Annotated in this window: 21 protein-coding genes; 15 read left to right on the top strand and 6 right to left on the bottom strand. The window is 59.7% G+C overall.

Features of this window, described 5'->3' with window-relative positions; all coding sequences use genetic code 11:
- Nucleotides 1–49: 49 nt before the first annotated feature.
- From H567_RS0107490 to H567_RS27800, 9 genes are all read left to right on the top strand, one after another.
- Nucleotides 50–655, top strand: coding sequence for an indolepyruvate oxidoreductase subunit beta (locus H567_RS0107490; protein ID WP_028320924.1), 606 nt, complete (start codon nt 50–52; stop codon nt 653–655).
- A complete protein-coding gene (locus H567_RS27035; RefSeq protein WP_028320923.1) occupies nt 645–1,538 on the top strand; it encodes a PHP domain-containing protein in 894 nt (297 codons plus the stop codon). Before H567_RS0107490 ends, H567_RS27035 begins: the two co-directional genes overlap by 11 nt.
- The gene (locus H567_RS23640) at nt 1,535–2,530 is read left to right on the top strand and encodes a phosphotransferase (RefSeq protein WP_051184592.1); all 996 of its coding nucleotides are present in this window, start codon (nt 1,535–1,537) and stop codon (nt 2,528–2,530) included. Before H567_RS27035 ends, H567_RS23640 begins: the two co-directional genes overlap by 4 nt.
- Before the next feature lie 346 nt (nt 2,531–2,876).
- On the top strand, nt 2,877–3,482 hold the full coding sequence (locus H567_RS0107470) for a P-loop nucleotide/nucleoside kinase family protein (protein WP_028320922.1): 606 nt from the start codon (nt 2,877–2,879) through the stop codon (nt 3,480–3,482).
- Nucleotides 3,479–5,269, top strand: a complete 1,791-nt coding sequence (gene ade, locus H567_RS23630; RefSeq protein ID WP_167330933.1) for an adenine deaminase — start codon at nt 3,479–3,481, stop codon at nt 5,267–5,269. The genes H567_RS0107470 and ade overlap by 4 nt, the downstream gene beginning before the upstream one ends.
- The gene (locus H567_RS0107460; protein WP_051184590.1) at nt 5,259–6,176 is read left to right on the top strand and encodes an NAD(+)/NADH kinase; all 918 of its coding nucleotides are present in this window, start codon (nt 5,259–5,261) and stop codon (nt 6,174–6,176) included. Before ade ends, H567_RS0107460 begins: the two co-directional genes overlap by 11 nt.
- Entirely contained in the window at nt 6,157–7,773 is a 1,617-nt protein-coding gene (gene miaB / locus H567_RS0107455; RefSeq protein ID WP_084517008.1) for a tRNA (N6-isopentenyl adenosine(37)-C2)-methylthiotransferase MiaB, read from the top strand. The genes H567_RS0107460 and miaB overlap by 20 nt, the downstream gene beginning before the upstream one ends.
- Nucleotides 7,774–7,910: 137 nt before the next feature.
- Nucleotides 7,911–8,804 carry a GGDEF domain-containing response regulator gene (locus tag H567_RS23625; protein WP_051184589.1) on the top strand — a complete coding sequence of 298 codons (894 nt, stop codon included), beginning with the start codon at nt 7,911–7,913 and terminating at the stop codon, nt 8,802–8,804.
- Nucleotides 8,805–8,967: 163 nt separating this feature from the next.
- A complete protein-coding gene (locus H567_RS27800) occupies nt 8,968–9,057 on the top strand; it encodes an AURKAIP1/COX24 domain-containing protein (protein ID WP_084517006.1) in 90 nt (29 codons plus the stop codon).
- Between the two features lie 211 nt (nt 9,058–9,268).
- Here H567_RS27800 and H567_RS0107440 read toward each other — a convergent pair whose 3' ends face one another.
- From H567_RS0107440 to H567_RS0107420, 4 genes are all read right to left on the bottom strand, one after another.
- Nucleotides 9,269–10,132, bottom strand: a complete 864-nt coding sequence (locus H567_RS0107440) for a 3-hydroxyacyl-CoA dehydrogenase family protein (protein WP_028320919.1) — start codon at nt 10,130–10,132, stop codon at nt 9,269–9,271.
- A gap of 256 nt (nt 10,133–10,388) precedes the next feature.
- Nucleotides 10,389–10,619 carry a NifU family protein gene (locus H567_RS0107430; protein WP_035253636.1) on the bottom strand — a complete coding sequence of 77 codons (231 nt, stop codon included), beginning with the start codon at nt 10,617–10,619 and terminating at the stop codon, nt 10,389–10,391.
- A gap of 48 nt (nt 10,620–10,667) precedes the next feature.
- Nucleotides 10,668–11,753, bottom strand: coding sequence for an SPL family radical SAM protein (locus H567_RS23620; protein ID WP_051184588.1), 1,086 nt, complete (start codon nt 11,751–11,753; stop codon nt 10,668–10,670).
- Nucleotides 11,750–12,766, bottom strand: a complete 1,017-nt coding sequence (locus H567_RS0107420) for a ParB N-terminal domain-containing protein (protein WP_028320917.1) — start codon at nt 12,764–12,766, stop codon at nt 11,750–11,752. The genes H567_RS23620 and H567_RS0107420 overlap by 4 nt, the downstream gene beginning before the upstream one ends.
- A 668-nt stretch (nt 12,767–13,434) precedes the next feature.
- Between H567_RS0107420 and H567_RS0107415 the strand changes: the two genes are divergently transcribed.
- From H567_RS0107415 to H567_RS0107390, 6 genes are all read left to right on the top strand, one after another.
- Entirely contained in the window at nt 13,435–14,646 is a 1,212-nt protein-coding gene (locus H567_RS0107415) for an ABC transporter substrate-binding protein (protein WP_208598340.1), read from the top strand.
- A gap of 73 nt (nt 14,647–14,719) precedes the next feature.
- Complete coding sequence (locus tag H567_RS0107410) at nt 14,720–15,595, top strand: branched-chain amino acid ABC transporter permease (protein ID WP_028320915.1); 876 nt, start codon at nt 14,720–14,722, stop codon at nt 15,593–15,595.
- A 28-nt stretch (nt 15,596–15,623) separates the two neighbouring features.
- On the top strand, nt 15,624–16,634 hold the full coding sequence (locus H567_RS0107405; protein WP_028320914.1) for a branched-chain amino acid ABC transporter permease: 1,011 nt from the start codon (nt 15,624–15,626) through the stop codon (nt 16,632–16,634).
- Complete coding sequence (locus tag H567_RS0107400; protein ID WP_028320913.1) at nt 16,631–17,365, top strand: ABC transporter ATP-binding protein; 735 nt, start codon at nt 16,631–16,633, stop codon at nt 17,363–17,365. Before H567_RS0107405 ends, H567_RS0107400 begins: the two co-directional genes overlap by 4 nt.
- Nucleotides 17,343–18,047 (top strand): ABC transporter ATP-binding protein, encoded by a 705-nt coding sequence (locus H567_RS0107395; protein WP_028320912.1) that lies wholly within the window; start codon nt 17,343–17,345, stop codon nt 18,045–18,047. Before H567_RS0107400 ends, H567_RS0107395 begins: the two co-directional genes overlap by 23 nt.
- Before the next feature lie 92 nt (nt 18,048–18,139).
- Nucleotides 18,140–20,056 (top strand): oxidoreductase, encoded by a 1,917-nt coding sequence (locus tag H567_RS0107390; protein ID WP_028320911.1) that lies wholly within the window; start codon nt 18,140–18,142, stop codon nt 20,054–20,056.
- Here the strand turns inward: H567_RS0107390 and H567_RS29810 are convergent.
- Nucleotides 20,019–20,498 carry a DnaJ domain-containing protein gene (locus H567_RS29810; protein ID WP_035253635.1) on the bottom strand — a complete coding sequence of 160 codons (480 nt, stop codon included), beginning with the start codon at nt 20,496–20,498 and terminating at the stop codon, nt 20,019–20,021. The two genes, H567_RS0107390 and H567_RS29810, sit on opposite strands and share 38 nt — an antisense overlap.
- A gap of 11 nt (nt 20,499–20,509) precedes the next feature.
- The gene (locus tag H567_RS23615; RefSeq protein WP_084517002.1) at nt 20,510–21,415 is read right to left on the bottom strand and encodes an SDR family oxidoreductase; all 906 of its coding nucleotides are present in this window, start codon (nt 21,413–21,415) and stop codon (nt 20,510–20,512) included.
- Between the last annotated feature and the right edge of the window lie 73 nt (nt 21,416–21,488).

Raw genomic sequence — 21,488 nt, 5'->3', positions numbered from 1 at the left:
GATCCGGGGAATGGCGCATTTCGCTGCGCTCAGGAAAACCGAGGAAATCATGCTGTTGAATTTGATTATTACAGGGGTGGGCGGTCAGGGGAATGTCCTGGCCTCGCAGATTCTCGGCCGGGCCGCGGTCAAAAAGGGGCTGCAGGTGACTATTGGCGAGACCTTCGGCCTTTCCCAGCGTGGAGGGCCTGTGATGAGCCACGTGCGGGTCTCGGACGAGCGGCTTTTGAGCCCGATCATTCCCCCCAACCGTGCGGACGTAGTGGTGGGTCTCGAACCGCTCGAGACCGTCCGGATCCTGTCGGAATTCGGAAACGACGGCTGCACCTTCATTGTCAACTCGCGCCCGATCTATCCGCTGAACGTCATCGCAGGGGATGTCGCTTATCCGGATCCGGATTGGATGCATGCTACGATCGAGGCGTGCGCCCGAAGGCTTTACTGGCTGGAAGGCACACAGCAGGCGATCGAACTCGGCGGTCCGATCATGCTCAATATGGTGATGTTGGGCGCCCTCTGCGCTCTGGAGGACATGCCGATCGTGCAGCGGGACGTCGAGGCGGTCATCGGGGAGCTTTTCCCCGCATCCAAACTCGAACCCAACCGCCAAGCGCTTCAGACAGGCCGGGAGATGGTCCTCTCCTATGAAAATTGATCTTCACATCCACTCGCGCACCTGTTCCGACGGCAAAATGGAGGCGGGCGAGATCCTGCGCGAGGCCCGGCGCCGTAAAATTACGATGATCTCCATCACGGACCACGACTCGGTCGAGTGCCAGGAAAGCATCGAAGCGGCCGCAGGACAGATGGGCATGGTTTACCTGACAGGGGTGGAACTGAACATCAGCTTCTCGGACCCGGACTACCGCGGCGGGAAGACGGTTTCGCTGGATGTTCTCGGATACGGTTATGACGCCGCCGATCAGCGGCTTTTCGACAAGACGCTCCAACTGAAGGCCTTTCGCCGCAGCCGTGCAGAGAAGATCCTCGAACGGATCAATACGGAATTCACCAGGGAGGGCAGGCCACCCTTCACCCCGGCGGACATGGAAGCCATCGAGGAAACCGTCGACGGCAGCTTCGGCAGACCTCATATCGCCAATTACATGGTCAGGAAGGGGATTGTACGGAATCGGCAGGAGGCCTTCGACCGCTATCTAGTGCGGTGCGATGTGCCCAAACTGCCGCTTTTACTAGAAGAGGCGGCTGAACTCGTGCATGGAGCGGGCGGCCGGCTTGTCCTGGCGCACCCGAATGACCCCAACGGGACCTCGCTCTCAGCCTTGACGAAGGACGTGAGGGAGCAACATGAAATCATCCGCCGCAGGCTTTTGCCCTTCCTGGACGGGGTGGAGTGCTGGCACTCCCGGCATGATCCCATGACCACCGCCGCCTATCTCGCATTTGCCAGGCGTGAGGGATTGATGGTGACCGGCGGCTCGGATTGCCACCAGGACCCGGTGGTGATGGGGAACATCCCGGTGCCGCTCTACGTTGCCGACCAGTTTGGGGTGCACCTCGAAAGGGGGGTGGCATGAGCGCCATGATGGAGGATCTTCTGGAGCCCGCTGCCTTTCCGGATGAGACCCGCAGTGTAAGCCTCGTCCAGACTCACATTTCGCTCGTTTTTATCGCGGATGCCTTTGTTTACAAGGTGAAGAAACCCGTCAACTTCGGGTTTCTAGACTTTACAAGCTTAGAAAAGCGGGCCCATGCATGCCGTCAGGAAGTCCTCCTCAACCGTCGCCTGGCCCCCGAGATCTATGAAGGGGTGCTCCCGGTCGTCTTCGACGGATTCAGACACTGCGTAGGCGCCGGGCACGGAGAGGTGGTGGACTATGCGGTGAGGATGCGCCGCATCCCGGAGGAGCGCCTGATGAAGGCGGTCTTCGCGCGCGGGGAGTTGAAAGGGGAGGATGTCGAGCGTGTCGCACGGGTGCTGGCCGATTTCCACCGGACCGCCCAACGCTCTCCCGAAATCGACGCCTTCGGACGGGCAGAGGCCTTCCGCGTCAACACCGATGAGAATTTCGCCCAGGTCGAAAAATACTGCGGGACCAGCATCGACCAGCCCCTTTTCGAGGCGCTGCGGCAATGGACCGTCGCTTTTTACCGCGACCATGCGGCGCTCTTCGAAGAACGGATTGCGGCCGGCAGGATCCGCGACTGCCATGGGGATCTCCACATGGAGCACATCTGCCTGAGCGACGGGATTCCCATCTTCGACTGCATCGAGTTCAACGATCGTTTTCGCTACGGCGATACACTCGCCGACGTCGCCTTCCTGATGATGGATCTCGACTATCACGGAGGCGCGGCCTTCTCGGTCCTCTTCTGGGATGCGTACCGGAGATTCGCGCAGGAAGGGAAAGGCGAGGAACTGCTCACCTTTTACAAGGTTTACCGCGCCTTTGTGAGAGGAAAGGTCATCAGCTTCCAGTTGGACGATCCTGGAATCGAAGCCTTCGAAAAGGAGAAGGCCGTCCGGAGCGCGCGCGCTTATTTCGAACTGGCTGGCAGCTACCTCTAGCTTCCAGCCGGAAATGGTCTTTTTTGCCAATCTCGGCGTCAATCTGCACGTTTGCTTGTGCGGCGACCCGCAGGTCGCCTCCGCACAAACGCTTGATTTCCTTGATATTGGCAAAAAATCCTCATTTCCGGATAGACGCCATTTTTAAGCTTTCGGCCGGAAGTGGTCTTTTTTGCCAATCTCGGCGTCAATCTGCACGTTTGCTTGTGCGGCGACCCGCAGGTCGCCTCCGCGCAAACGCTTGATTTCCTCGGTATTGGAAGAACCGGGATTGCCTGCTTCACCAGGTCCCGGGGTGCCAGGCCGGTGGTTGCAAGCGTCCATTCATTTTTGAGGTGAATCGAATATGCGTGAACCCTTTGTCCCTTTCATGCAGAATAATCTGGAGGCGCGCAGCGTCCTGATCGCCTGCGGGCTTCCTGCAAGCTACAAGACCGAGACGACCGAGGTCATCGCAGACCTGCTGGGCTATACGATCTTGCGCTCCGATCTTATCCGCCTGGAGGTCTTGAAGAACGAAGACATCTTTGACGAGAAGGTCGCAGCGAACTTTCAGAAGCGGACCCTTGTCTATGACGAGATGTTCCGGCGCGCTCACGAACTGGCTTCGCAGGGACAGGGGATCATTCTGGACGCAACCTTCGTCACCCAGTCGCTCAGAAGGCGGGCTGCTGAAGTGGCCGCCGCGGCCGGCATGGGGCTGGTCATCCAACAGACCCAGTGCCCGCGCGAGGTGTCGTTGAGGCGGATCTCCAAACGGACCAAGGAAAACTACGAATCCAACGCGTTGACCGAGCAGGCCTACGACAACAATGTGAAGAAATTCGAGCCGGTCGACCTCGACGACCTGCTGGGGATCCATCCATCGACCCCGTTCATGCACCTGCTGGTGGACACGACATCCGATCTCACCGAGGAATGGCTGGTGATAGACCGTCAAAGGAGGCCATGAACGAGCGGATCGAGCTGCAAAGACGACGGATCGCCGCGGCGCGGGGGGATATCCCTGCGGATCTCGTCCTTCGAGGCGGCTCGGTCGTCAACGTCTTTTCGGGCGGGGTCGATGTCCGTGATCTTGCGGTCAAAGACGGTGTAATCGTCGGGCTGGGGGAAGGTCTGCGGGGGGTGGAGGAGCGCGATGTCTCCGGGGATTTTCTCCTTCCGGGGTTCATCGAAGGGCACCTGCATGTGGAGAGCAGCATGATGATGCCCCGCTCGCTCGCAGCGGCCCTCATCCCGAACGGCACTACGGCTCTCGTCTCCGATCCGCACGAGATCGCGAACGTGCTCGGCATGGATGGCATCCGCCTGATGCTGGAAGACAGCAGCTGTGGCATTCCTTTCGATTTCTTCTTCATGGCGCCTTCATGCGTGCCTGCGACGCACATGGAAACATCCGGGGCGGCGCTCCACCCAGGGGATCTCGCCCCCCTTCTGTATGAACCCAGGGTCCTCGGCCTCGCGGAGATGATGAACTTCCCCGGGGTCCTCGCCGGAGACGAAGAGGTCCTCCAGAAGATCGATCTCTTCCGCAATCGCGTCGTTGACGGGCACAGCCCCGGCTTGACCGGAAGGGATCTGCAGGCCTACCTCACGGCCGGGATCGGCTCGGACCATGAGAGCTTCGCGCTCGCCGAGGGCCGCGAGAAAGTGGAAGCAGGCATGATGCTGATGATCCGGGAAGGGACGAGCGCCCGGAATCTGGGGGCGCTGCTGCCGCTCGTCAACCAGACGAACTGGAACCGGTTCTGTCTCGTGCACGATGATCTGCACGCCGAGGAACTTGCGGAGCGCGGGCATCTCGATTACCTGCTGAGGAAGGCTGTGGGTCTGGGCCTTGATCCAGTCACGGCCGTCCGCCTCGTGACCATCAACCCCGCCCAATATTTCGGTTTGCGCAGCAGGGGGGCGCTCGCGCCGGGGTATCGGGCGGATATCGTCGTCGCAGACGACCTCGAGCGGTTCGAGATCAAGGCGGTGTTCAAGGACGGAAGCCTCGTGGCGGAGGGGGGGCGCCTGACGGCGCACTGGCCCGCGTCCGGTCCACCCGGGAGGCCGGAGCGGCCGAGTCCTCTCCGGATGGCGCCTTTCACACCCGATCGGCTGGCCATCGCACATGCCGGCGGCGACGCCCGCGTGATCGAGTTGGTTCCAGGGGAACTGATCACCCGGGCCCTTCTCAGCCCTGTTCCGGCCGCGCAAGGCAGGGTGCAGACCGACGTCGCCAATGATACCCTGAAGCTCTGCGTATTCGAGCGGCACAGGGAGAGCGGAAGGATCGGGCTCGGACTGGTCCGTGGCTTCGGCCTCAAGCAGGGTGCGTTGGCATCCTCCGTGGCTCACGATTCCCACAACGTGATCGCTGTCGGCGTTGACGATGCCTCGATCCACTGTGCGGTCACGCGCCTGCGGGAGATCGGCGGCGGCCTGGCGGCGGCCGTCGGAGACCGCGTCCTCGCAGAGCTGCCGCTGGAGGTAGCGGGGCTGATGACCCGTGCACCATTTGAAGGACTCGTACAAAAGATCAGGGCGGTCAAAGAGGCTGCATCCGAGCTGGGCGCAGCGGTCTCGGAACCCTTCATGGCGCTGTCTTTTCTTGCGCTGCCCGTCATTCCGGAACTCAAGCTGACGGATCGGGGGCTCGTCGACGTGAACCGCTTCGCCATTGTGCCGATTTTCCCGGCGCAGGAGCAGGAAAAGGCCGCCGACACCCCTGCGAGCGGAGCCGATGAACGATAATCTGCAGACCCTGACGAAACCGGGATCCTCGGTTGGCATTATTTTTAAACACCACCATGAACCGGCGCGGCAGGCGGCGAGGGAGCTCGAAGAATGGTTCCGGAACCGCCGCATCCAGGTCTACACCGAAGAGATGGTTGCGGTGGGCTCCCGCTACCACCCGGAGGAGGAAACGACCTCGATACCCAAAACGGTCGACTGGGTGGTGGTCCTTGGCGGCGATGGGACGCTGCTGGGTGCAGCCAGGCGGGTGGGACGCTACGGCGTTCCCCTCCTTGGAATCAATCTCGGTGGACTGGGCTTCCTCACCGCGACCCCGCTCCGCGACCTTTACACCGTCATCGACCTGATGGTCGCCGGCCGCCTGGAGGTGGAAAGGCGCTCCATGCTTGAAACACGCGTGCATCGCGGGGGCGGGGAGGTTTGCCGTTTCCAGGTCCTGAACGATGTCGTCATCAACAAGGGGGCGCTGGCGCGGATCATCGATCTCGATGTCCGGATCAACGACGCTCCGCTGACAACCTTTCGCGCCGACGGACTCATCATCTCCACGCCTACCGGATCGACCGCCTACAATCTATCTGCGGGGGGGCCGATTGTCTATCCCACGCTCGCCTGCTTCATCCTGGCGCCCATTTGTCCCTTCACGCTGACCAACCGCCCGATCATCGTACCTAGCCGGGATACGACGATCCACATCACGATGGGGAAGGAAAGCGAGGAACGGGTCTTGTTGACCTTCGACGGGCAGATCGGGTTTGAACTGCAGTACGGAGACAGGGTCTCCATTGCCGAAGCCGGTCAGGGGATCCGGCTGCTGTTGCCGCCCTATCACAACTACTTCAAACTCCTGCGCCGCAAGCTGATGTGGGGCGGCGCCACCTACAATGGAAAAAGAGACAACTAGACGCATTTTCCGGGTCGAACGCCGTGAAATCAGCTATATCCGCTACACGCTCGAATCCTACGACGGAATGGCAGCTGTGACGACCCTCGACCCCCGGGAGGCGCTGATCTCGGTCAGCGTCGCCCCCGGCTGCGAGAGCGAGTTCGCTGGCCTGCTCACATCACTCACCATGAAAGAAGGGCTTTTGATCGAAGAACTGGATGCACTGAAAACATCCACTGCAATGGGGGAGGGTCGGCCAGGGGAGCTCATCGCCCGATCCAGTGCTGCCGCCAGCGGAAAGGGCGGCTTCCACATCATTACCATGGGCTGCCAGATGAACGTCTACGATTCCGATACGGCCGCCCGCATGCTGATCAGAGCGGGGTGGGAGCCTGTTGCCGACCCGCGGGACGCTCGACTGGTCCTGATCAATACCTGTTCCGTGCGTGAGAAGCCGGAGCACAAGGCCGTCAGTATGTTGGGCCGGATGGCCTCCCTGAAGTGCCGGCGCCCCGAGATGATCCTCGGGATGATGGGATGCTTCGCTCAGCAAAAGGGGGCTGCGCTCCTGAAGCGCTTCCCGGGCTTGAATCTGGTCATGGGTCCCCGCGCCCTTGGCTCTTTCCCCGAGCTTCTGGCGCGGATCGAAAAAGGAGCGGCGGAGCCGCTGCTTGCGCTCGACACAGCCGATTTCCCGTTCGATTGCGAGCGGGGGGACGATTTTTTCAAGGGGCGGGTCACCGGCTTCATCGCCGTCATGCAGGGATGCGACAACTTCTGCAGTTATTGCATCGTCCCGTATGTGCGTGGCCGGGAGCGCTCGCGCGGCCCGGCCGACATCCTCTCCGAGGCCGACGCGCTGCTGGCCGAGGGCGTCAAAGAGCTGACCCTTTTGGGGCAGAATGTGAATTCCTACCGCTGGGAAGACGGCAGCATCCGGCGATTCCCCGATCTCCTGCGCGCGGTGGCGGAGCGGGAGGGGCTGCTGCGCCTGCGGTTCACCACATCCCACCCGAAGGACCTCTCGGACGAGTTGATCGCCTGCTTCGCCGAGCTTCCGGCACTCTGCCCGCATATTCACCTGCCGTTTCAGGCGGGAAGCGATCGTGTGCTCAAGCGCATGGGACGCCGCTATTCACGGGAAGATTACCTGCGTCTGGTGGAAAAGCTGCGCCGGGCGCAGCCGGCCATCGCCCTGACCAGCGATGTCATGGTCGGCTTCCCCGGCGAGACGGAAGAGGATTTCGCCCAGACGCTCGATCTGATCGAACGGATCGAGTTCGACAATCTGTACTCCTTTAAATACAGCGACAGACCGGGCACAGCTGCGGCGGGCATGGACCGGAAGATCCCCGAAGAAGAGAAGGCGGCGAGGCTCGAGACCCTGCAGCGGATTCAGGAAACGATTACGCAGAGACGGAACCAGACTTTGGTAGGCTCCACCGTCGAAGTCCTCGTCGAGGGTGAAAGCCGCCGGGGGCGGCAGTTTTCCGGACGTTCAGGCTGCAATAGAGTTGTTAATTTCAAATATAATAAAAACTGCTTAGGTAAGATTATTAATGTTATAGTTAAAGAATCGTTTATCCATTCCTTACGCGGTGAACCCATTGAATGAGAAAAGGACGCTTTTTCTATCCGCTATTTGAATCATGCGCCAAAGGCGGAAATAGGCAAACAGGCTCCCAACAGCAAGCCCAAGGGCTACGCTGGGGCACATGCATCGTTCTTTGCTGACGGCAAACGGATAGCATAATGAATAACATAGAAAAACAAGTTGATCTTGCAAACGAGCGCTTTCTTCTTATCGATGACAATCCGCAATTCCTGCAAGTGCTGCAGGAAGCGATTTCCCGCTGGGGCTATAGGGTGGATACATCCTCGAAACCGGTTGAAGCGCTGAGAATGATCGAAGAGGGATTGCACACCTTTCTTATCTGCGATCTTCGCATGCCGCATGTCGATGGTCTGGAATTGATCCGCGAGGCGCGCAATCTTCAGCCCCAAATTTTGTGCTTTGCCATTACGGGTTATATAGAGGAATATGCATTTATCGATGCGGTACATGCGGGTGCTACGGATTTCCTTCGCAAGCCCTTCGAACTGGCGGAGCTCAAAGCAAAGATCATGAGGGCTATCCTCGAACGGGATCGCGCCCTCGAACTGTTGAGGCTTTCGATCACGGATGTCCTGACCGGGCTTTTCAACCGGAGACACTTCTTTGCGGTTCTCGATCAGGAGATCGCACGCGCCTCCAGGCAGCAATGGCCGCTTTCCCTTATTCTTCTCGATCTCGACACATTCAAACAGTTCAACGACAGACACGGGCACATGGCGGGAGATCGTTTGCTCGAGAATGTAGGGGCTATCCTGCAAGGCTGCATCCGCCAGGACGTCGACTCGGCTTACCGCTATGGCGGGGATGAATTCGCTGTCATTCTGGTTGATGCAGATGCCCAGGTTGCCTTGCGGGTCGGGCACCGAATCGCCGAGACCATAAAGGAGCGCTGCGGCGTGAGTGCAGCCTTGGGATTTGCCGAACTGGCCGAGGGGATGAATGCGGAAACCCTCATTGCTTTGGCGGACAGCCGTCTTTACCAGGCGAAAGGGATTACGTTGCGTCCTGAGACGAGACGGAATCCCTCGTGAGTTCCGGCCTGTAAAACATGATGCGTCTGATAATGTATATTATGTAAACTTGTATCCATCGCTCGACTCGATCCGGACCGGCTCCGTTTCCTTCTTTTATCCTCTTGACATTCGGGCCGGCAGATTGTACAAATAACGATCTTATTTCTGGGAGGTTACGTGAATGGGCAGTGTGGTCAAAAAACGGCGAAAGAAGATCAGAAAACACAAATACCGTAAGCTCAAGAAAAAGATGCGGCATAAAAACAAGTAATCCCTTCCCTTCGTGGAAGGTGATCGCACATAGGAAAAAAGGCAGGCCGGGAAAAAATCCCGCCTGCCTTCCTGTTTTTTCTGGGGCTTTTTCAGGGTGTATCACCGCCGAGGTTTGACCGAGGCCGTGATCCGCCCTGGTTCGTTTGCCGGCATGGTGTGGAGCACCGGGTCCAACCCGGCGCTCCATCCGGTGTGCCGATGCCCGGCGGTTACTTCTGGCTATAGTCGTACCAGCCCGCGCCGGTCTTTCTTCCAAGCTTGCCGGCCCTGATCATGGTCTTGAGCAGATTCGGCGAAACCCACTTCGATTCCTTGTTCAGTTCTTTGTAGAAATACTCCGTCACGAAGTAAGCGATGTCGATCCCGGTCAGGTCCATCAGTTCGAACGGACCCATGGGGTAATTCAATCCGTTTTTCACGGCGATATCGACGTCGGGGATGCTGGCGATCCCCTCTTCGACGATCTTGATCGCTTCCAGCATGTGCGGGATCATGATCCGGTTGACGATGAAGCCGGGGGAATCCTTCTTGACCTCGACCGTGATCTTGCCCATCTTCTTGGCGAGGGCTGTCGTAACGGCCACGGTCTCGTCGCTGGTCGCAAAACCGCGGATGACTTCCACGAGTTTCATGAGCGGGACGGGGTTGAAAAAGTGCATGCCGCAGACCTTGTCAGGCCGCTTGGTCGCCGCGGCGATCTCGGTGAGCGACATCGACGAGGTATTCGAGGCCAGGATCGTCTCCGGCCGGCACAGTTCGTCCAGTTCCTTGAAAACGCTCTTCTTGAGGTCCAGGTCCTCGATCACCGCCTCGACGACGAAGTCCACGTCCTTGAGCTGCTTCATATCGGTGGTGCCCTTGATGCGGCCCAGCACGGCGTCCTTTTCCGCGGCCTGCATCTTGCCCTTTTCGACGCTCTTGCTCAGGAACTTCTCGATATTTTTCATGCCGCGCTCGACAAAAGAATCCTGGACATCGCGCAGGACCACATCGCAGCCGATCAATGCCGCGGTCTGTGCAATGCCGTTGCCCATCGTTCCGGCTCCAATCACGCCGATTTTTTTAATCTCCATAGTCCTTGTCATCCTCCTTCTTGACTTCGAATGGGTTTTACACGCATGAAGGCGGCGCTCCGCCCTCTGCATTCACGTTTTCCGGCCGGAAATCCCCGGCCGTGCTGTTTCCGGCCGCCTCCATCCCCGCCTGATGACCGCAGCCCGTTCCTTTTCATTTGCAGGGGGGCGGAAACCCGTCATCCCCTTCTGAAAACCGCCGGGCGGGCTTCCGCTCGGGCAGTTCCGCCGCAGTATGGAGGCATCAGCCTCGATCTCAGGCCTGCTCGACCCGCTTCACCTCGGGCACGTTGTGTCTGAGGATCTTTTCAATCCCCATCTTGAGAGTCATCTGGGACATGGGGCATCCGCCGCAGGCGCCCATCAACTGCACCTTCACGACTCCGTCCTCAGTCACATCCACCAGTTGGACATCCCCGCCGTCGGCCTGAAGCGACGGGCGAACCTTCTCCAGGGCCTTTTGAACCTTCTCCTTAAGTGTCTCCATAATAGGCCTCCCTCCCCTTGGCATTAAAAACTGGTTCATAACACAAATTCAGCTTCTAGACCAACCAAAAAAGCGCTTTACCCGGCTGTCCAGAAAGGCTTTCAGGCCCGCTGAATCACCGGGGGACCAACCGAAAGACTCGCGCCAGACCGTATCCGATTCCATGCAGAGGTACAGGCCGAGATCCGGATGCCAACTGCCCAGAAGCTCTGCCATCCGGGCGTACAGCCCAACCCGGATCGGCCTGAAAAGCCGCATCTTGCCGTCGAGCCCGGACACGAACTCACCGTCGAGGACACAGGTCCCGGGGTGCCGCCGGAGGATGATCGGCTTGAGCTGCGGCATGCACCGCATACTGCCGAGGCTGATCCAGATGATCCCCTTCGGGTCGATGTACCGGTCCATGAGCTCGACGGTCTGTGCGTAGCCCTCCTCCCAGCCGGGGTGTTCGACCATCGGATCGAAGTGGAAGCCGAGGGTGAACCCTGCCTGCTGACACCGGCGCGCCGCCTCGAGGCGGCGTGTCAGAGTGGCGGCGCGCTTCTCTTCGCGCGCCGCGATATACGGAGCATTGAGCGACCACGAGACGATGATCCGTTCCCGGACATCGGAGTCCAAAAGGCCCTCGATCTTGTCTGTCTTGGTCTTCAGCTCGAGGATGGCGTTCGGGCGGCAGGCAAAAAGGGGCGGCAGGGTCCGAGACCAGCCGGTCAGCGGGTCGAGGGCCAGGCTGTCGGTGAACTCGCCTGTTCCCACCCGGAAGATCTCGTCGGGATGGGCGTCGATTTCCGCCAGCACCGCTGCGAGATTCTCCTCCAGGTTGCTGAAGACGCGCAGGTTGGGCGCGTTGAAGTAGGCCTGAAGGATGCAGTAGCTGCAGTCGAGCGGGCAGTTCGTCCCGACATGGAGGATTCGGTAGCCGCAGCAGATGTAATGGCTGGTGCCGGGGCAGGGTCTCAGGAAAACCCCCTTGTTCCTGAGGATATGGAGCACGTCCTTGCCCAGATCGTCGATGGCACCCTTTGCCGGACGCCCGCCGGTCAGTGCGGCGAGCCGCTCCATGATCCCTGCCGCAAGGGGATCTGCGGCGGATTTCTCTTCGACGATCGTCTTGCGGATGGGGTACAGGCTCATAGCATCTCCTTCCAGGAGGGGAGCCGCAGTTCCTCCAGCCGCTCGATTCCCTGGATATCCCGGAGCATTTTGAGCAGTTCGCGCCCGTTTTTGAACACGAGTTCGAGGCGCAGGACCTCTTCCTCGAAAAACGGCGGGGTTTGAAGACGCGCCCCTTTCGGGAGGGGCAGCCTGGCGATCTTCCGATGGAAAGCATGGGCAGCAGCCGCAAACCTCGGACTGCGCCTCTCCTTGAGATAGGCAAGCGCAGCCTTTCCACGCTGAGGGCCGTTCAAGGAGGTGTCCTGGAGGACCCCTCCAAGGGCCTTCATTCCAAGAAGATCCCCTATCTCGATAGATTCTATCCGCATTATATCATATATAATATCAATTAATTGTATTTGATTATTAAAGCTAAGGTTTAGCATCGTGATGAGGTCGTGGATCGCCGAACGCTCCTCAGCACTGCGGTCGAGCAGGGCTCGAGCAGCATGAACGGAGAGGGCGCCGCTCGCGAGCGAATCCTTCAAGGGCGGCTCCAGCGCCGAGGCCATCGCGATATAGGATTCAACGGTGTCCGTGCGTGGGGGAAGCCCCAAAAGAGGCGCATAGGTCCGGCGCAGGTCCTCGATCGGCCGATGCAAGGCGAGGCGCGCGAGGGCCATCCCCGCCTCGACCGGGTTGAAGCCCCGCGTGCCAAGGTTGTCGTAAAGGCTGGTCAACAGCCAATCGATCGTGCTCCGTTTCTCCGGCTGCGCAACCCGGCAGACGATCGAGGAAAGGCGCAGGCGGCGCGCGGCCGCGATCCGCCTGAATCCGCAGACGATCGGCCACGGCCGGGATGGCGATTCCAGGACCAGCGGCGGCTGGATCATGCCAACGGCTTCGATCGAGCGGACGAGCGTGTCGGTCGAAAACCCGTAGCTCAAGGTGAAGGGGCCCGGGTCAGGGTCGAAGCGGCTGAGCGGTTCCTCACGGATGTCATAGTTCATCTTTTTCTGTTCAGATGCTTTCTCCAGATGCCTTCCTTGCATCCCTTCCCTCTTTTTTAAGATCAAATGGTTTGCGTTTCTATTAAAGCCAGCGTATGATCCGGTGCGTATGCAGATTGCTCGGAGAGAAGCCTTCGCGGCGATCCGCCCCCCGTACCGACCACCCGAACCGCACTTCTGTTTGAACAGAGTGTGCGTGTGCTTGCGCACCGAGAACGCCTTTTTCGCCGGTAGCCTGTGTTCAGTCGGAAATGTATAACCAGTTGCCGGACCTTTGTCATCAAGAGTTCTCATCCGGAAAGGTTCCTTTCTGCCGATAGGGGCGTCGATCCGCACGTTTGCCTCAACCGTGGCCTGCAGCTCGCATCCGCGTAAGTATCTGATTTTCTTGATATTAGCAGGTCCGGGACCCGCCCCGCGCGGTGGAACTGAGCACCCGAAGGGTGTGAAAAAACCGGCCCCCCCGCAGGGGCGGAACTGAGCCCGCACAGCGTGTGAAGAAACCGGGAACCCGCCGCGAAGCGGTGGGACCGAGCACCCGAAGGGTGTGAAGAAAAGCCCTCATTCCCGGATTGCAACGCGGGTTGCATCGGGTAATCATTCCGCGATAGGCGCAAAATTGTACTCATCTGCGAACGTGTTTATCAAGCATGGAAACATTTCCAATCGTCCATTGACGGAACCCGTTTCGGGGAGAAGGAGGAATTTCGATGAAGGGGATGAAAGGCTCTGCTGTGTGGTTCATGGGTTGTCTGGTTCTTGCCGCTTGTTTGATTGCCGGGTATCCTGGGCAGGCTGCCGCCGCGGATCCGCTCAAGGTGGGGGTCGTTCTTCCCCTGACCGGCAAACTCGCCAAATTCGGCGAGATAGAACAAAAGTCCTTTCTGATGGCGGCCGAGGAGATCAACGCCGGCGGCGGGATTAACGGCAGGCCGGTCCAGTTGATTATCGAGGACACCACGGGGAAGCCCGATGTCGGCCGATCCGCCATCGAAAAGCTCATCGCCAAAGACCAGGTGCTCGTGGTCGGAGGCGGCTATTCGAGTTCGGTGACCTGGGCCTCCGTCGCCGTCGCGCAGCAGCGGAAGGTCCCCTTTCTCGTGAACACCGGCTCGGCCGACAACATCACGGAGCAGGGCTGGGAATACATCTTCCGCCTCAATCCCCCAGTAAGCGAATATCCGCAGGCCCTCCACTCTTTCCTCAAGGAGACGGCGCAGGTCAAAACGGTGGTGATCCTGCACGAGAACACGCTTTTCGGCCAGTCCGGCTCGAAGGAGTTTATGGAGCAGTGCAAGAACTTCGGCCTGGAGGTTTTGATGAAGGAGGGGTACGAGGCCGGCGCGGTGGATTTCAAACCCCTACTCGTCAAGGTCAAGGCGCAGGATCCGGACCTGGTCTACATGATATCCTACGTCATGGATGCCGCCCTCCTCATGCGTCAGGCCAAGGAACTGAACCTGAATCCACGGCTCTTCGTCGGCGGGGGGGCGGGATTCACCCTTCCGGAGTTTCAGGCCAATGCCGGTGAAGCCTCCGAATTCGTCTTTTCAGCCACCCTGTGGACCCCTTCGGTACCCTACCCCGGCGCGCGCGAATATTACGAGAAGTTCCTCGACAAGCATGGAACGCCGACCGAGTATCATGGGGCCGAGGCGTATGCCGCCATGTACGTCATCGCCGATGCGCTCAAACGGGCCGAGACCCTCACGCCTGAAGGCGTTCGGGCGGCGCTGGCCGAAACAGACATGATGACCGTGTTCGGACCGGTCAAGTTCATCTCCTACGCCAAGATGACCCAGCAAAACAAGCTTCCTACCTTCCTGGTCCAATGGATCCAGGGTAGACTCGAAACCGTCTGGCCCAAAGAGGTGGCCACCGCCGAGCCTGTCTATCCGTTTCCCAGATGGGATAAGCGCTGATTCGACGTCATGACAGCGTGTTGAAAAATCCGTTGTGCGCAGGCCGCGCCTGAGACGACCCGGGGGATATTCGATGGACGTTTTTCTGCAAACGCTTGTGGCGGGTATACTCAAAGGGGGGCTTTACGGTCTGATCGGGATGGGGATGTCGCTCATCATGGGCGTCATGGGGATCATCAACCTCGCCCATGGCCAACTCATGATGGTGGCCATGTACATCACCTTCGTCTGTTTCACCTATCTCGGCCTGGACCCCTACGCAGCCCTTCTCATTACCATGCCGGCCCTCTTCCTTCTTGGCGCCCTGATCCAAAGATACGCCTTGAACCCGCTCATGGAGGTCGAATCGCTCCTCCCGGAAAACCAAGTCCTGATGACGGTCGGGATCGGCATGGTCCTGACCGAGATCGCTCGATTCATCTTTTCCTCGGACTATAAATCGGTCCAGACCGCTTACAGCAGTTCGAGTTTTTTCCTCCGGGGCATCTCCTTCAGCGTGGCGCTTACCGCCGCCTTTTTCATCGCCCTCCTCTTCACAGGCTTCATGTTCTGGTTTCTCCTCAAAACCGATCTCGGGCGCGCCATCCGCGCCACCGCTCAAGACAAGGACGCCGCCCTCCTGATGGGGGTCGACGCCAAACGCATCACCATCCTCACCTTCGGCATCGGCTCGGCGCTTGTGGCTGCGGCCGGAACCCTCCTCATGCCCATTTACTACCTGTTTCCCGACATCGGCAGCCCTTTCACCCGGAAGGCCTTCGTCATCACCATCCTCGGCGGACTGGGCTCGACGGTCGGGGCGATTTTCGGTGGTTTGACTCTCGGGCTTGCGGAGGCCTTCGGTGCCACCTACATCGGCATGGCGTTCGATGACATGATCGGCCTCCTGATCTTCATCCTGGTGTTGCTGTTTCTGCCAAGCGGCTTCAAGCGCCTGACCAAGATCTGATGACAGCCGGACCCGGAGCGAAAATCCCATGAAACGATTTGCACCACCTCTGTTGCTTGTCCTTCTGATCCTCTTCCCCATTCTCGTTCAGGACAGCTACTACCAGCACCTGATGATCCTCGTGCTGATGTGGGTGGCCATCGGCACAGGGTGGAACGTCATCGCCGGATACACGGGCCAGGTTTCATTCGGTGATGCGGCCTTTTTCGGGGCGGGCGCTTACACGGCGGGGCTCTTCGTGCACAAGCTGGGGCTTTCGGCTTGGTGGGCGATGGCCTTCGGAGGCATCGCAGCGATGGCAGTGGCCTTTCCGTTCGGCTGGATTTGCTTCCGGCTGCGAGGGGCCTACTTCGCCCTGGCCTCCCTTGCCTTGAACGAGGTCATGCGCCACATCGCGACGATCTGGGAGCCGCTGACGGGCGGCATGGTGGGTTTGCTCATCATGCAGAGCTTCGTGTCCAAGATCCCTTACTACTACATAGCGCTCGGGATGGCCGTAATCTCCGTCCTGAGTGTCCAGTTTATCATGGCCTCGAAATGGGGTTATTATTTCATCTCCATCCGTGAGGATCAGGACGCCGCCGAAAGCCTGGGGATCGACACGCACTACTACAAGATGTGCTCCCTGAACATCGCCGCGTTTCTCACCGGGACGGCTGGAGCCCTGTATATGAACTACATGGGGTTCATCGACCCGGAGGTGGTGTTCTCATTGCACGACATCTCGATCATGGCGATCCTGGTCGGAATCGTCGGCGGTGTCGGAACCCTGTACGGCCCGGTTGTGGGGGCCTTCGTCATGGTCGCCGTGCATGAGTTCTTCAGGACCGGATTCTTCGGCCTTTTTAAAGGGCTCGCTGCCCTTACCGGCTCCGCCGCCGTCGAAACCGCGGCAAAATTCATTATGGAGGCGCACGTGCTCGGTTTCGGGGTGCTGGTCGTGATCGTGATCCTGATCCTCCCGAACGGGATCGTAGGGGATTGGAGCCGGATCAAAAGAATCTTCACAGGGACGCGTCAAAGGAAGGTGCCCGGATGAATTTCTTCGAGGTCAAAAATCTGGTCAAGCTCTTCGGGGGCCTGGCAGCCGTGAAGAACATCAGCTTCGAGGTCGCCGAGGGAGAGATCTTCGGTTTGATCGGTCCAAACGGGTCCGGCAAGACGACCCTCTTCAACCTGATCAGCCATTACCACACCCCGACGAACGGAAGGGTCCTCTTCCAGGGCAGGGACATCACCGGCCTGAAGACCCATAAGATCTGCCGCCTCGGCATTGGACGCACCTTCCAGGTCGTCAAGCCCCTCAAGCGGATGACCGTCCTGGACAACGTGATCGCCGCGGCCTTCTCTCATGCGCGGACGAAACACGAGGCGCGGGAGATTGCGCTCGAGACCCTCTCTTTTTGCGGCCTGATCCACCGAAAGGACGACTTGGCGAAAGGCCTGCCGATCGGCGAACGGAAGCGTCTGGAGATCACCCGGGCGCTTGCGACGCAGCCCCGCCTCCTGCTCCTCGACGAGGCCGCCGCCGGACTGAACCCCTCCGAGCTCGAAGCGGCGATCGACCTCATCCGCAAAATCAGGGACAGGGGGGTTACACTCATTGTCGTCGAACATATCATGAAACTGATCATGACCATTTCGGACCGCATTCACGCCATCAACTTCGGACAGACCATCGCCGAAGGGACACCACATGAGGTGGCGCATCACCCTGCCGTCATCGAAGCCTATCTGGGGGAGGACTATGCTCACGGTGCAGGACATTGACGTTTTCTACGGTGATCTGCAGGTTCTGTGGGACGTCTCCTTCCACGTGAACGAAAAGGAGATCCTGGTCCTCATCGGCGCCAACGGAGCAGGCAAATCCACGGTTATCCGGACGATTTCGAGCCTCCTGAAACCCAGGAAAGGCGGGATCCGTTTCGGGGAATTGCGGCTCGATCGGCTGCCGCCGCATCAGATCATCGAGCACGGCATCGTCCACGTGCCGGAGGGCCGCCGCCTCTTCTCCGAGATGAGCGTGGAGGAAAACCTCTTTATGGGGTCGCTCTGCAGGAGGGCCAAGGCACAGCGGCACGAAACCGTCGAACATGTCTACCAGCTCTTTCCGCGCCTGTTGGAGCGGCGCAAACAGATGGCCGGAACCCTTTCGGGGGGCGAGCAGCAGATGCTCGCCATCGGCCGGGGGCTCATGGGGCTCCCCCGGCTGATGATGTTCGATGAACCGTCCCTGGGGCTTGCCCCCCTTCTGGTGCAGGAAATCCTCTCGATGATCGGCCGTATAAACGGGGAGGGTGTCACCGTCCTGCTGGTGGAGCAGAACGTCACGCAAACACTCAAGATGTGCCATAGGGCCTATGCACTCGAAAACGGGCGGGTGGTCCTGGAGGGGACGGGCAAGGCGCTCCTGGCGAATGACCATGTGCGGGAGGCTTATCTCGGCATGTGAGGCGGGCGGGTACGCTTGAGCTTGACAAAAAATCGCTGCACTTTTTATGATGCGGTTCTACCAACCCTGCAGACTTCAAGGAGAAAAGACGCATGCAAACGCTTTTTTCCCCATTCCGCATCCGTGAGCTCGAGCTCAGGAACCGGATCGTCATGCCGAGCCTGGCTTCTTTTTTGATCGAGGAAGGCGGGCACATCCCGGAACGGGCCATCGAACACTACCGCCGCAGGGCATCCGGGGGTGTTGCGATGGTGATCATGGAGGCCTGCTCGGTCGCGCCGGAGGGAGTCGTTTCGGCCCACCAGGCCCGCATCGACCACGATGGGCTGATCGAGGGCCTTTCGAAGATCGCCCGCGCTATCAAAGAGGAAGGGGCCGTGCCGGCTATACAGATCCATCATGGCGGACGCCAGACCTCTGCCAGGGTCATCGGCCGAAAGCCCCTCGCGCCTTCCCCCCTGCCCTGCCCCACCATCCGGGGGGATGTCGAACCCCTGACCACCGCGGCCATTCAGGATCTGGTCCAGCGATTCGGCCGCGCCGCCGAGCGTGCGGTCGAGGCCGGCTTCGAGCTGATCGAGCTCCATGGGGCCCATGGCTATCTCATCAACCAGTTCCTCTCCCCGTTCTCCAACATCAGGGAAGACGCCTACGGCGGGGACATCGCACGCCGTGCGCGGTTTGCCAAGGAGATCATTCTCGAACTCCGCCGGCGCATCGGGCCGGATTTTCCTCTGTCGTTCAAAATCAGTGCGCAGGAGTTCGTCCAGGGAGGGCTGGATGTCCCCGAGAGCATCGAGATCTTGAAGATCCTCGTCCCGGCCGGCCTGGACGTCATTCAGGTGTCAGCCGGAAACGACGCCACGCCCGAGTGGATCTGCCAGCCGATGTTCATGGAGCAGGCATGTCTGTCGGAAGCGGCGAGCCGCATTCGGGAGGCTATCCAGGTCCCCATCATGACGGTGGGGCGCATCAACGATCCGCAGCTTGCCGAAGACCTGCTCAACAAAGGGGTCGCCGACCTCGTCTGCATTGGAAGGGGGCTCATCGCCGACCCCGAACTGCCGCGCAAGGCCATGGAAGGGCGATTGGATGAGATCCGCCGCTGCATCGCCTGCAACACCTGCATGCAATCGATCTTCCGGCGCGGACGCGTGGAGTGTCTGGTGAATCCGACGCTCGGCAGGGAAAAGGAAATGGTCATCCGCCCTGCCGAGGTGCGAAGGAAGATCCTGGTCATCGGAGGGGGGCCGGGCGGCTTGAACCTGGCCTGGGTCGCCGCGCAGCGGGGCCACGAGGTTCATCTCTACGAAAAGGCCCCGGTCCTCGGCGGGCAGCTCCTGCTGGGAAGCGTGACGGCATACAAACGCGAACTCCTGAGCCTCATCCGTTTTCAAGAATCCCAGATCAAGCGCTTCGGGGTCATCTGCCATCTGGGCGAGGAGGCCAGCCTCGAGACCATCCGGCGCGAACAGCCTGATGCAGTCGTTCTGGCGGCCGGCTCGCGCCCCATCCGCCCGGAGGTCGAAGGGATCGACCACCCGATGGTGATTTTTCCGGCCGAAGCCCTCAACGGCGCCCGTCCCCTTGGAAAGGAGATCGTTATCGTGGGCGGAGGGCCGACGGGCTGTGAGATCGCGCTCCATTTGGCGGAAAACGACTGCCGCGTGACGATCGTCGAAAAACTGGCCGAGTTGGGAGCAGGCCTCGAGACCATGACACGGAAGATCCTTCTGCGCCAACTGAAGGCCCGCGGCGTAAAGGCGTACACCAAACACAGCCTCGTCCGCATCGGCGGCAAAGGGGCCGATATTCAGGGTGAGACAGGGGAGCCGTTTACCGTCCCGGCCAAGCGCGTGGTCGTCGCGATCGGCAATCAGCCGGACGACCGTCTTTTCAACGAGATAGCCGAAACCGGATACGAGGTCCATCAGATCGGCGACTGCAGAGAGCCGAGCAGCGCCAAGAACGCTATTTATGAGGGGGCTGTCCTGGGCCGGAGGCTTTGAGCGTTTCATAAGCCTCCTGGATCTCTTTGAAGCGCTTTTCGGCAAGGGCCTGAAACTCCTGCCCCAGGTGGCTCAGCTTGTCCGGGTGATACTGCGCGGCAAGCCTTCGATAGGCGGATCGTATTTCATCCTGCCCAGCATTGCGCTCCACCCCGAGGACCTCATACGGAGAGGGTACGCCTGCCTGCCGTCGACTGTTTTCAGACGTCCTGTCGCTGCCGGGGCCTCTTCCCGACGCACCGCCCGGTCCGTACGAACCCGCCTCCTCCGCGCCGCGGCTTTGCCACACCCGTTTTTTCCGGAGTGAAGAAACATACCACCAGATGGCCCCCAACAGGAGGATATCGTCGATCCAGCCGGGGCCTAGCAGGAAATCGGGCACCAGATCATAAGGGCAGACGGCATAGGCCGCCCCCAGGAGCCATAACAGCCATTTACTCATAGCCGGACCACTCAGGCGGCGATTCCGCCGCGGCCTTCCGCTCTGATATCCTGCATGAGGGCCTCACCGTAGGCATTCAGGAAGATTTCCAGATCCTCCTTCCAGTCCGCCATGACATGGATCCCCTGCTTTTTGAGACGCCGATTCTCGAGGATCCTGTTGACCGGCAGTTCTATGAGGGGCGTGAAACTCCCCGGCGGCCGTTCTTCCACAAGGGCTTTAAGACCGAGCAGGTTCAGGACGGCCTGTGCGTATTCCAACCGTGTACAGCAGCCCTCCGCCGTTGCATGATAGGTCCCATGGGAGTCGGAGCGCACAAGCTCACGGATCTGCACAGCCAGGCGATAACTCCAGGTCGGGGCGCCCATCTCGAGCGCAGGAACCTGGATGACGGAGCCGGGGGACTCGAGGGCCTGCCGAATGACGTTGCGCATAAAGCCGCGGCTGGTCAAATCATACACCCAGCCCGAACGTACAATAATGTAGGCGGGCACGTTTTCCTTTACCGCTATTTCGCTGTCCAGCTTACTTTTGCCGTAGGCCGAGAGAGGGTTGGGCGGGTCGTCTTCAAAATACGGCTGAGGGGTTTCTTTACGGCCGTCAAAAACGCAGTCGGACGACAGGTGAAGAAGCCTGCACTCGAAGCGCGCGCAGCCTTGTGCCAAATTCCTCGGGCCCTCGATGTTGATCTTGCGGACGAGCGTTTCATCCTGTTCGCATCCTTCCATATCGGTATAGCCGGCGCAGTTGATGACGATGTCAGGGCCGACCCTGTCCAAGGTCTCGATTACCACGTCCCATCTCGTCATATCGAGTTCCTTGCTCGGCGGAGCGACGATCTCATGATCTTCCCCAAGAATGCGGCTGCAGGCGGTGCCAAGCATTCCTGTGCTTCCAACAAGGAGTATTTTCATCATTTGATAACCTCGCAGGTTCGACAATAAGTCCTGTTTAACAGAATACTTGATTCCGGGACAAAAATCTACAAAA

The sequence above is a fragment of the Desulfatiglans anilini DSM 4660 genome (genome assembly GCF_000422285.1).
Classification (GTDB): domain Bacteria; phylum Desulfobacterota; class DSM-4660; order Desulfatiglandales; family Desulfatiglandaceae; genus Desulfatiglans; species Desulfatiglans anilini.
This window is presented reverse-complemented; position numbering and strand designations above follow the sequence as displayed.

Excerpts from the sequence above, each read along its gene's own strand:
- H567_RS0107490 (WP_028320924.1), top strand. The coding sequence starts at position 50 with ATGCTGTTGAATTTGATTATTACAGGGGTGGGCGGTCAGGGGAATGTC.
- H567_RS27035 (WP_028320923.1), top strand. The coding sequence starts at position 645 with ATGAAAATTGATCTTCACATCCACTCGCGCACCTGTTCCGACGGCAAA.
- H567_RS23640 (WP_051184592.1), top strand. The coding sequence starts at position 1,535 with ATGAGCGCCATGATGGAGGATCTTCTGGAGCCCGCTGCCTTTCCGGAT.
- H567_RS0107470 (WP_028320922.1), top strand. The coding sequence starts at position 2,877 with ATGCGTGAACCCTTTGTCCCTTTCATGCAGAATAATCTGGAGGCGCGC.
- ade (WP_167330933.1), top strand. The coding sequence starts at position 3,479 with ATGAACGAGCGGATCGAGCTGCAAAGACGACGGATCGCCGCGGCGCGG.
- H567_RS0107460 (WP_051184590.1), top strand. The coding sequence starts at position 5,259 with ATGAACGATAATCTGCAGACCCTGACGAAACCGGGATCCTCGGTTGGC.
- miaB (WP_084517008.1), top strand. The coding sequence starts at position 6,157 with ATGGAAAAAGAGACAACTAGACGCATTTTCCGGGTCGAACGCCGTGAA.
- H567_RS23625 (WP_051184589.1), top strand. The coding sequence starts at position 7,911 with ATGAATAACATAGAAAAACAAGTTGATCTTGCAAACGAGCGCTTTCTT.
- H567_RS27800 (WP_084517006.1), top strand. The coding sequence starts at position 8,968 with ATGGGCAGTGTGGTCAAAAAACGGCGAAAGAAGATCAGAAAACACAAA.
- H567_RS0107440 (WP_028320919.1), bottom strand. The coding sequence starts at position 10,132 with ATGGAGATTAAAAAAATCGGCGTGATTGGAGCCGGAACGATGGGCAAC.
- H567_RS0107430 (WP_035253636.1), bottom strand. The coding sequence starts at position 10,619 with ATGGAGACACTTAAGGAGAAGGTTCAAAAGGCCCTGGAGAAGGTTCGC.
- H567_RS23620 (WP_051184588.1), bottom strand. The coding sequence starts at position 11,753 with ATGAGCCTGTACCCCATCCGCAAGACGATCGTCGAAGAGAAATCCGCC.
- H567_RS0107420 (WP_028320917.1), bottom strand. The coding sequence starts at position 12,766 with ATGCAAGGAAGGCATCTGGAGAAAGCATCTGAACAGAAAAAGATGAAC.
- H567_RS0107415 (WP_208598340.1), top strand. The coding sequence starts at position 13,435 with ATGAAGGGGATGAAAGGCTCTGCTGTGTGGTTCATGGGTTGTCTGGTT.
- H567_RS0107410 (WP_028320915.1), top strand. The coding sequence starts at position 14,720 with ATGGACGTTTTTCTGCAAACGCTTGTGGCGGGTATACTCAAAGGGGGG.
- H567_RS0107405 (WP_028320914.1), top strand. The coding sequence starts at position 15,624 with ATGAAACGATTTGCACCACCTCTGTTGCTTGTCCTTCTGATCCTCTTC.
- H567_RS0107400 (WP_028320913.1), top strand. The coding sequence starts at position 16,631 with ATGAATTTCTTCGAGGTCAAAAATCTGGTCAAGCTCTTCGGGGGCCTG.
- H567_RS0107395 (WP_028320912.1), top strand. The coding sequence starts at position 17,343 with ATGCTCACGGTGCAGGACATTGACGTTTTCTACGGTGATCTGCAGGTT.
- H567_RS0107390 (WP_028320911.1), top strand. The coding sequence starts at position 18,140 with ATGCAAACGCTTTTTTCCCCATTCCGCATCCGTGAGCTCGAGCTCAGG.
- H567_RS29810 (WP_035253635.1), bottom strand. The coding sequence starts at position 20,498 with ATGAGTAAATGGCTGTTATGGCTCCTGGGGGCGGCCTATGCCGTCTGC.
- H567_RS23615 (WP_084517002.1), bottom strand. The coding sequence starts at position 21,415 with ATGATGAAAATACTCCTTGTTGGAAGCACAGGAATGCTTGGCACCGCC.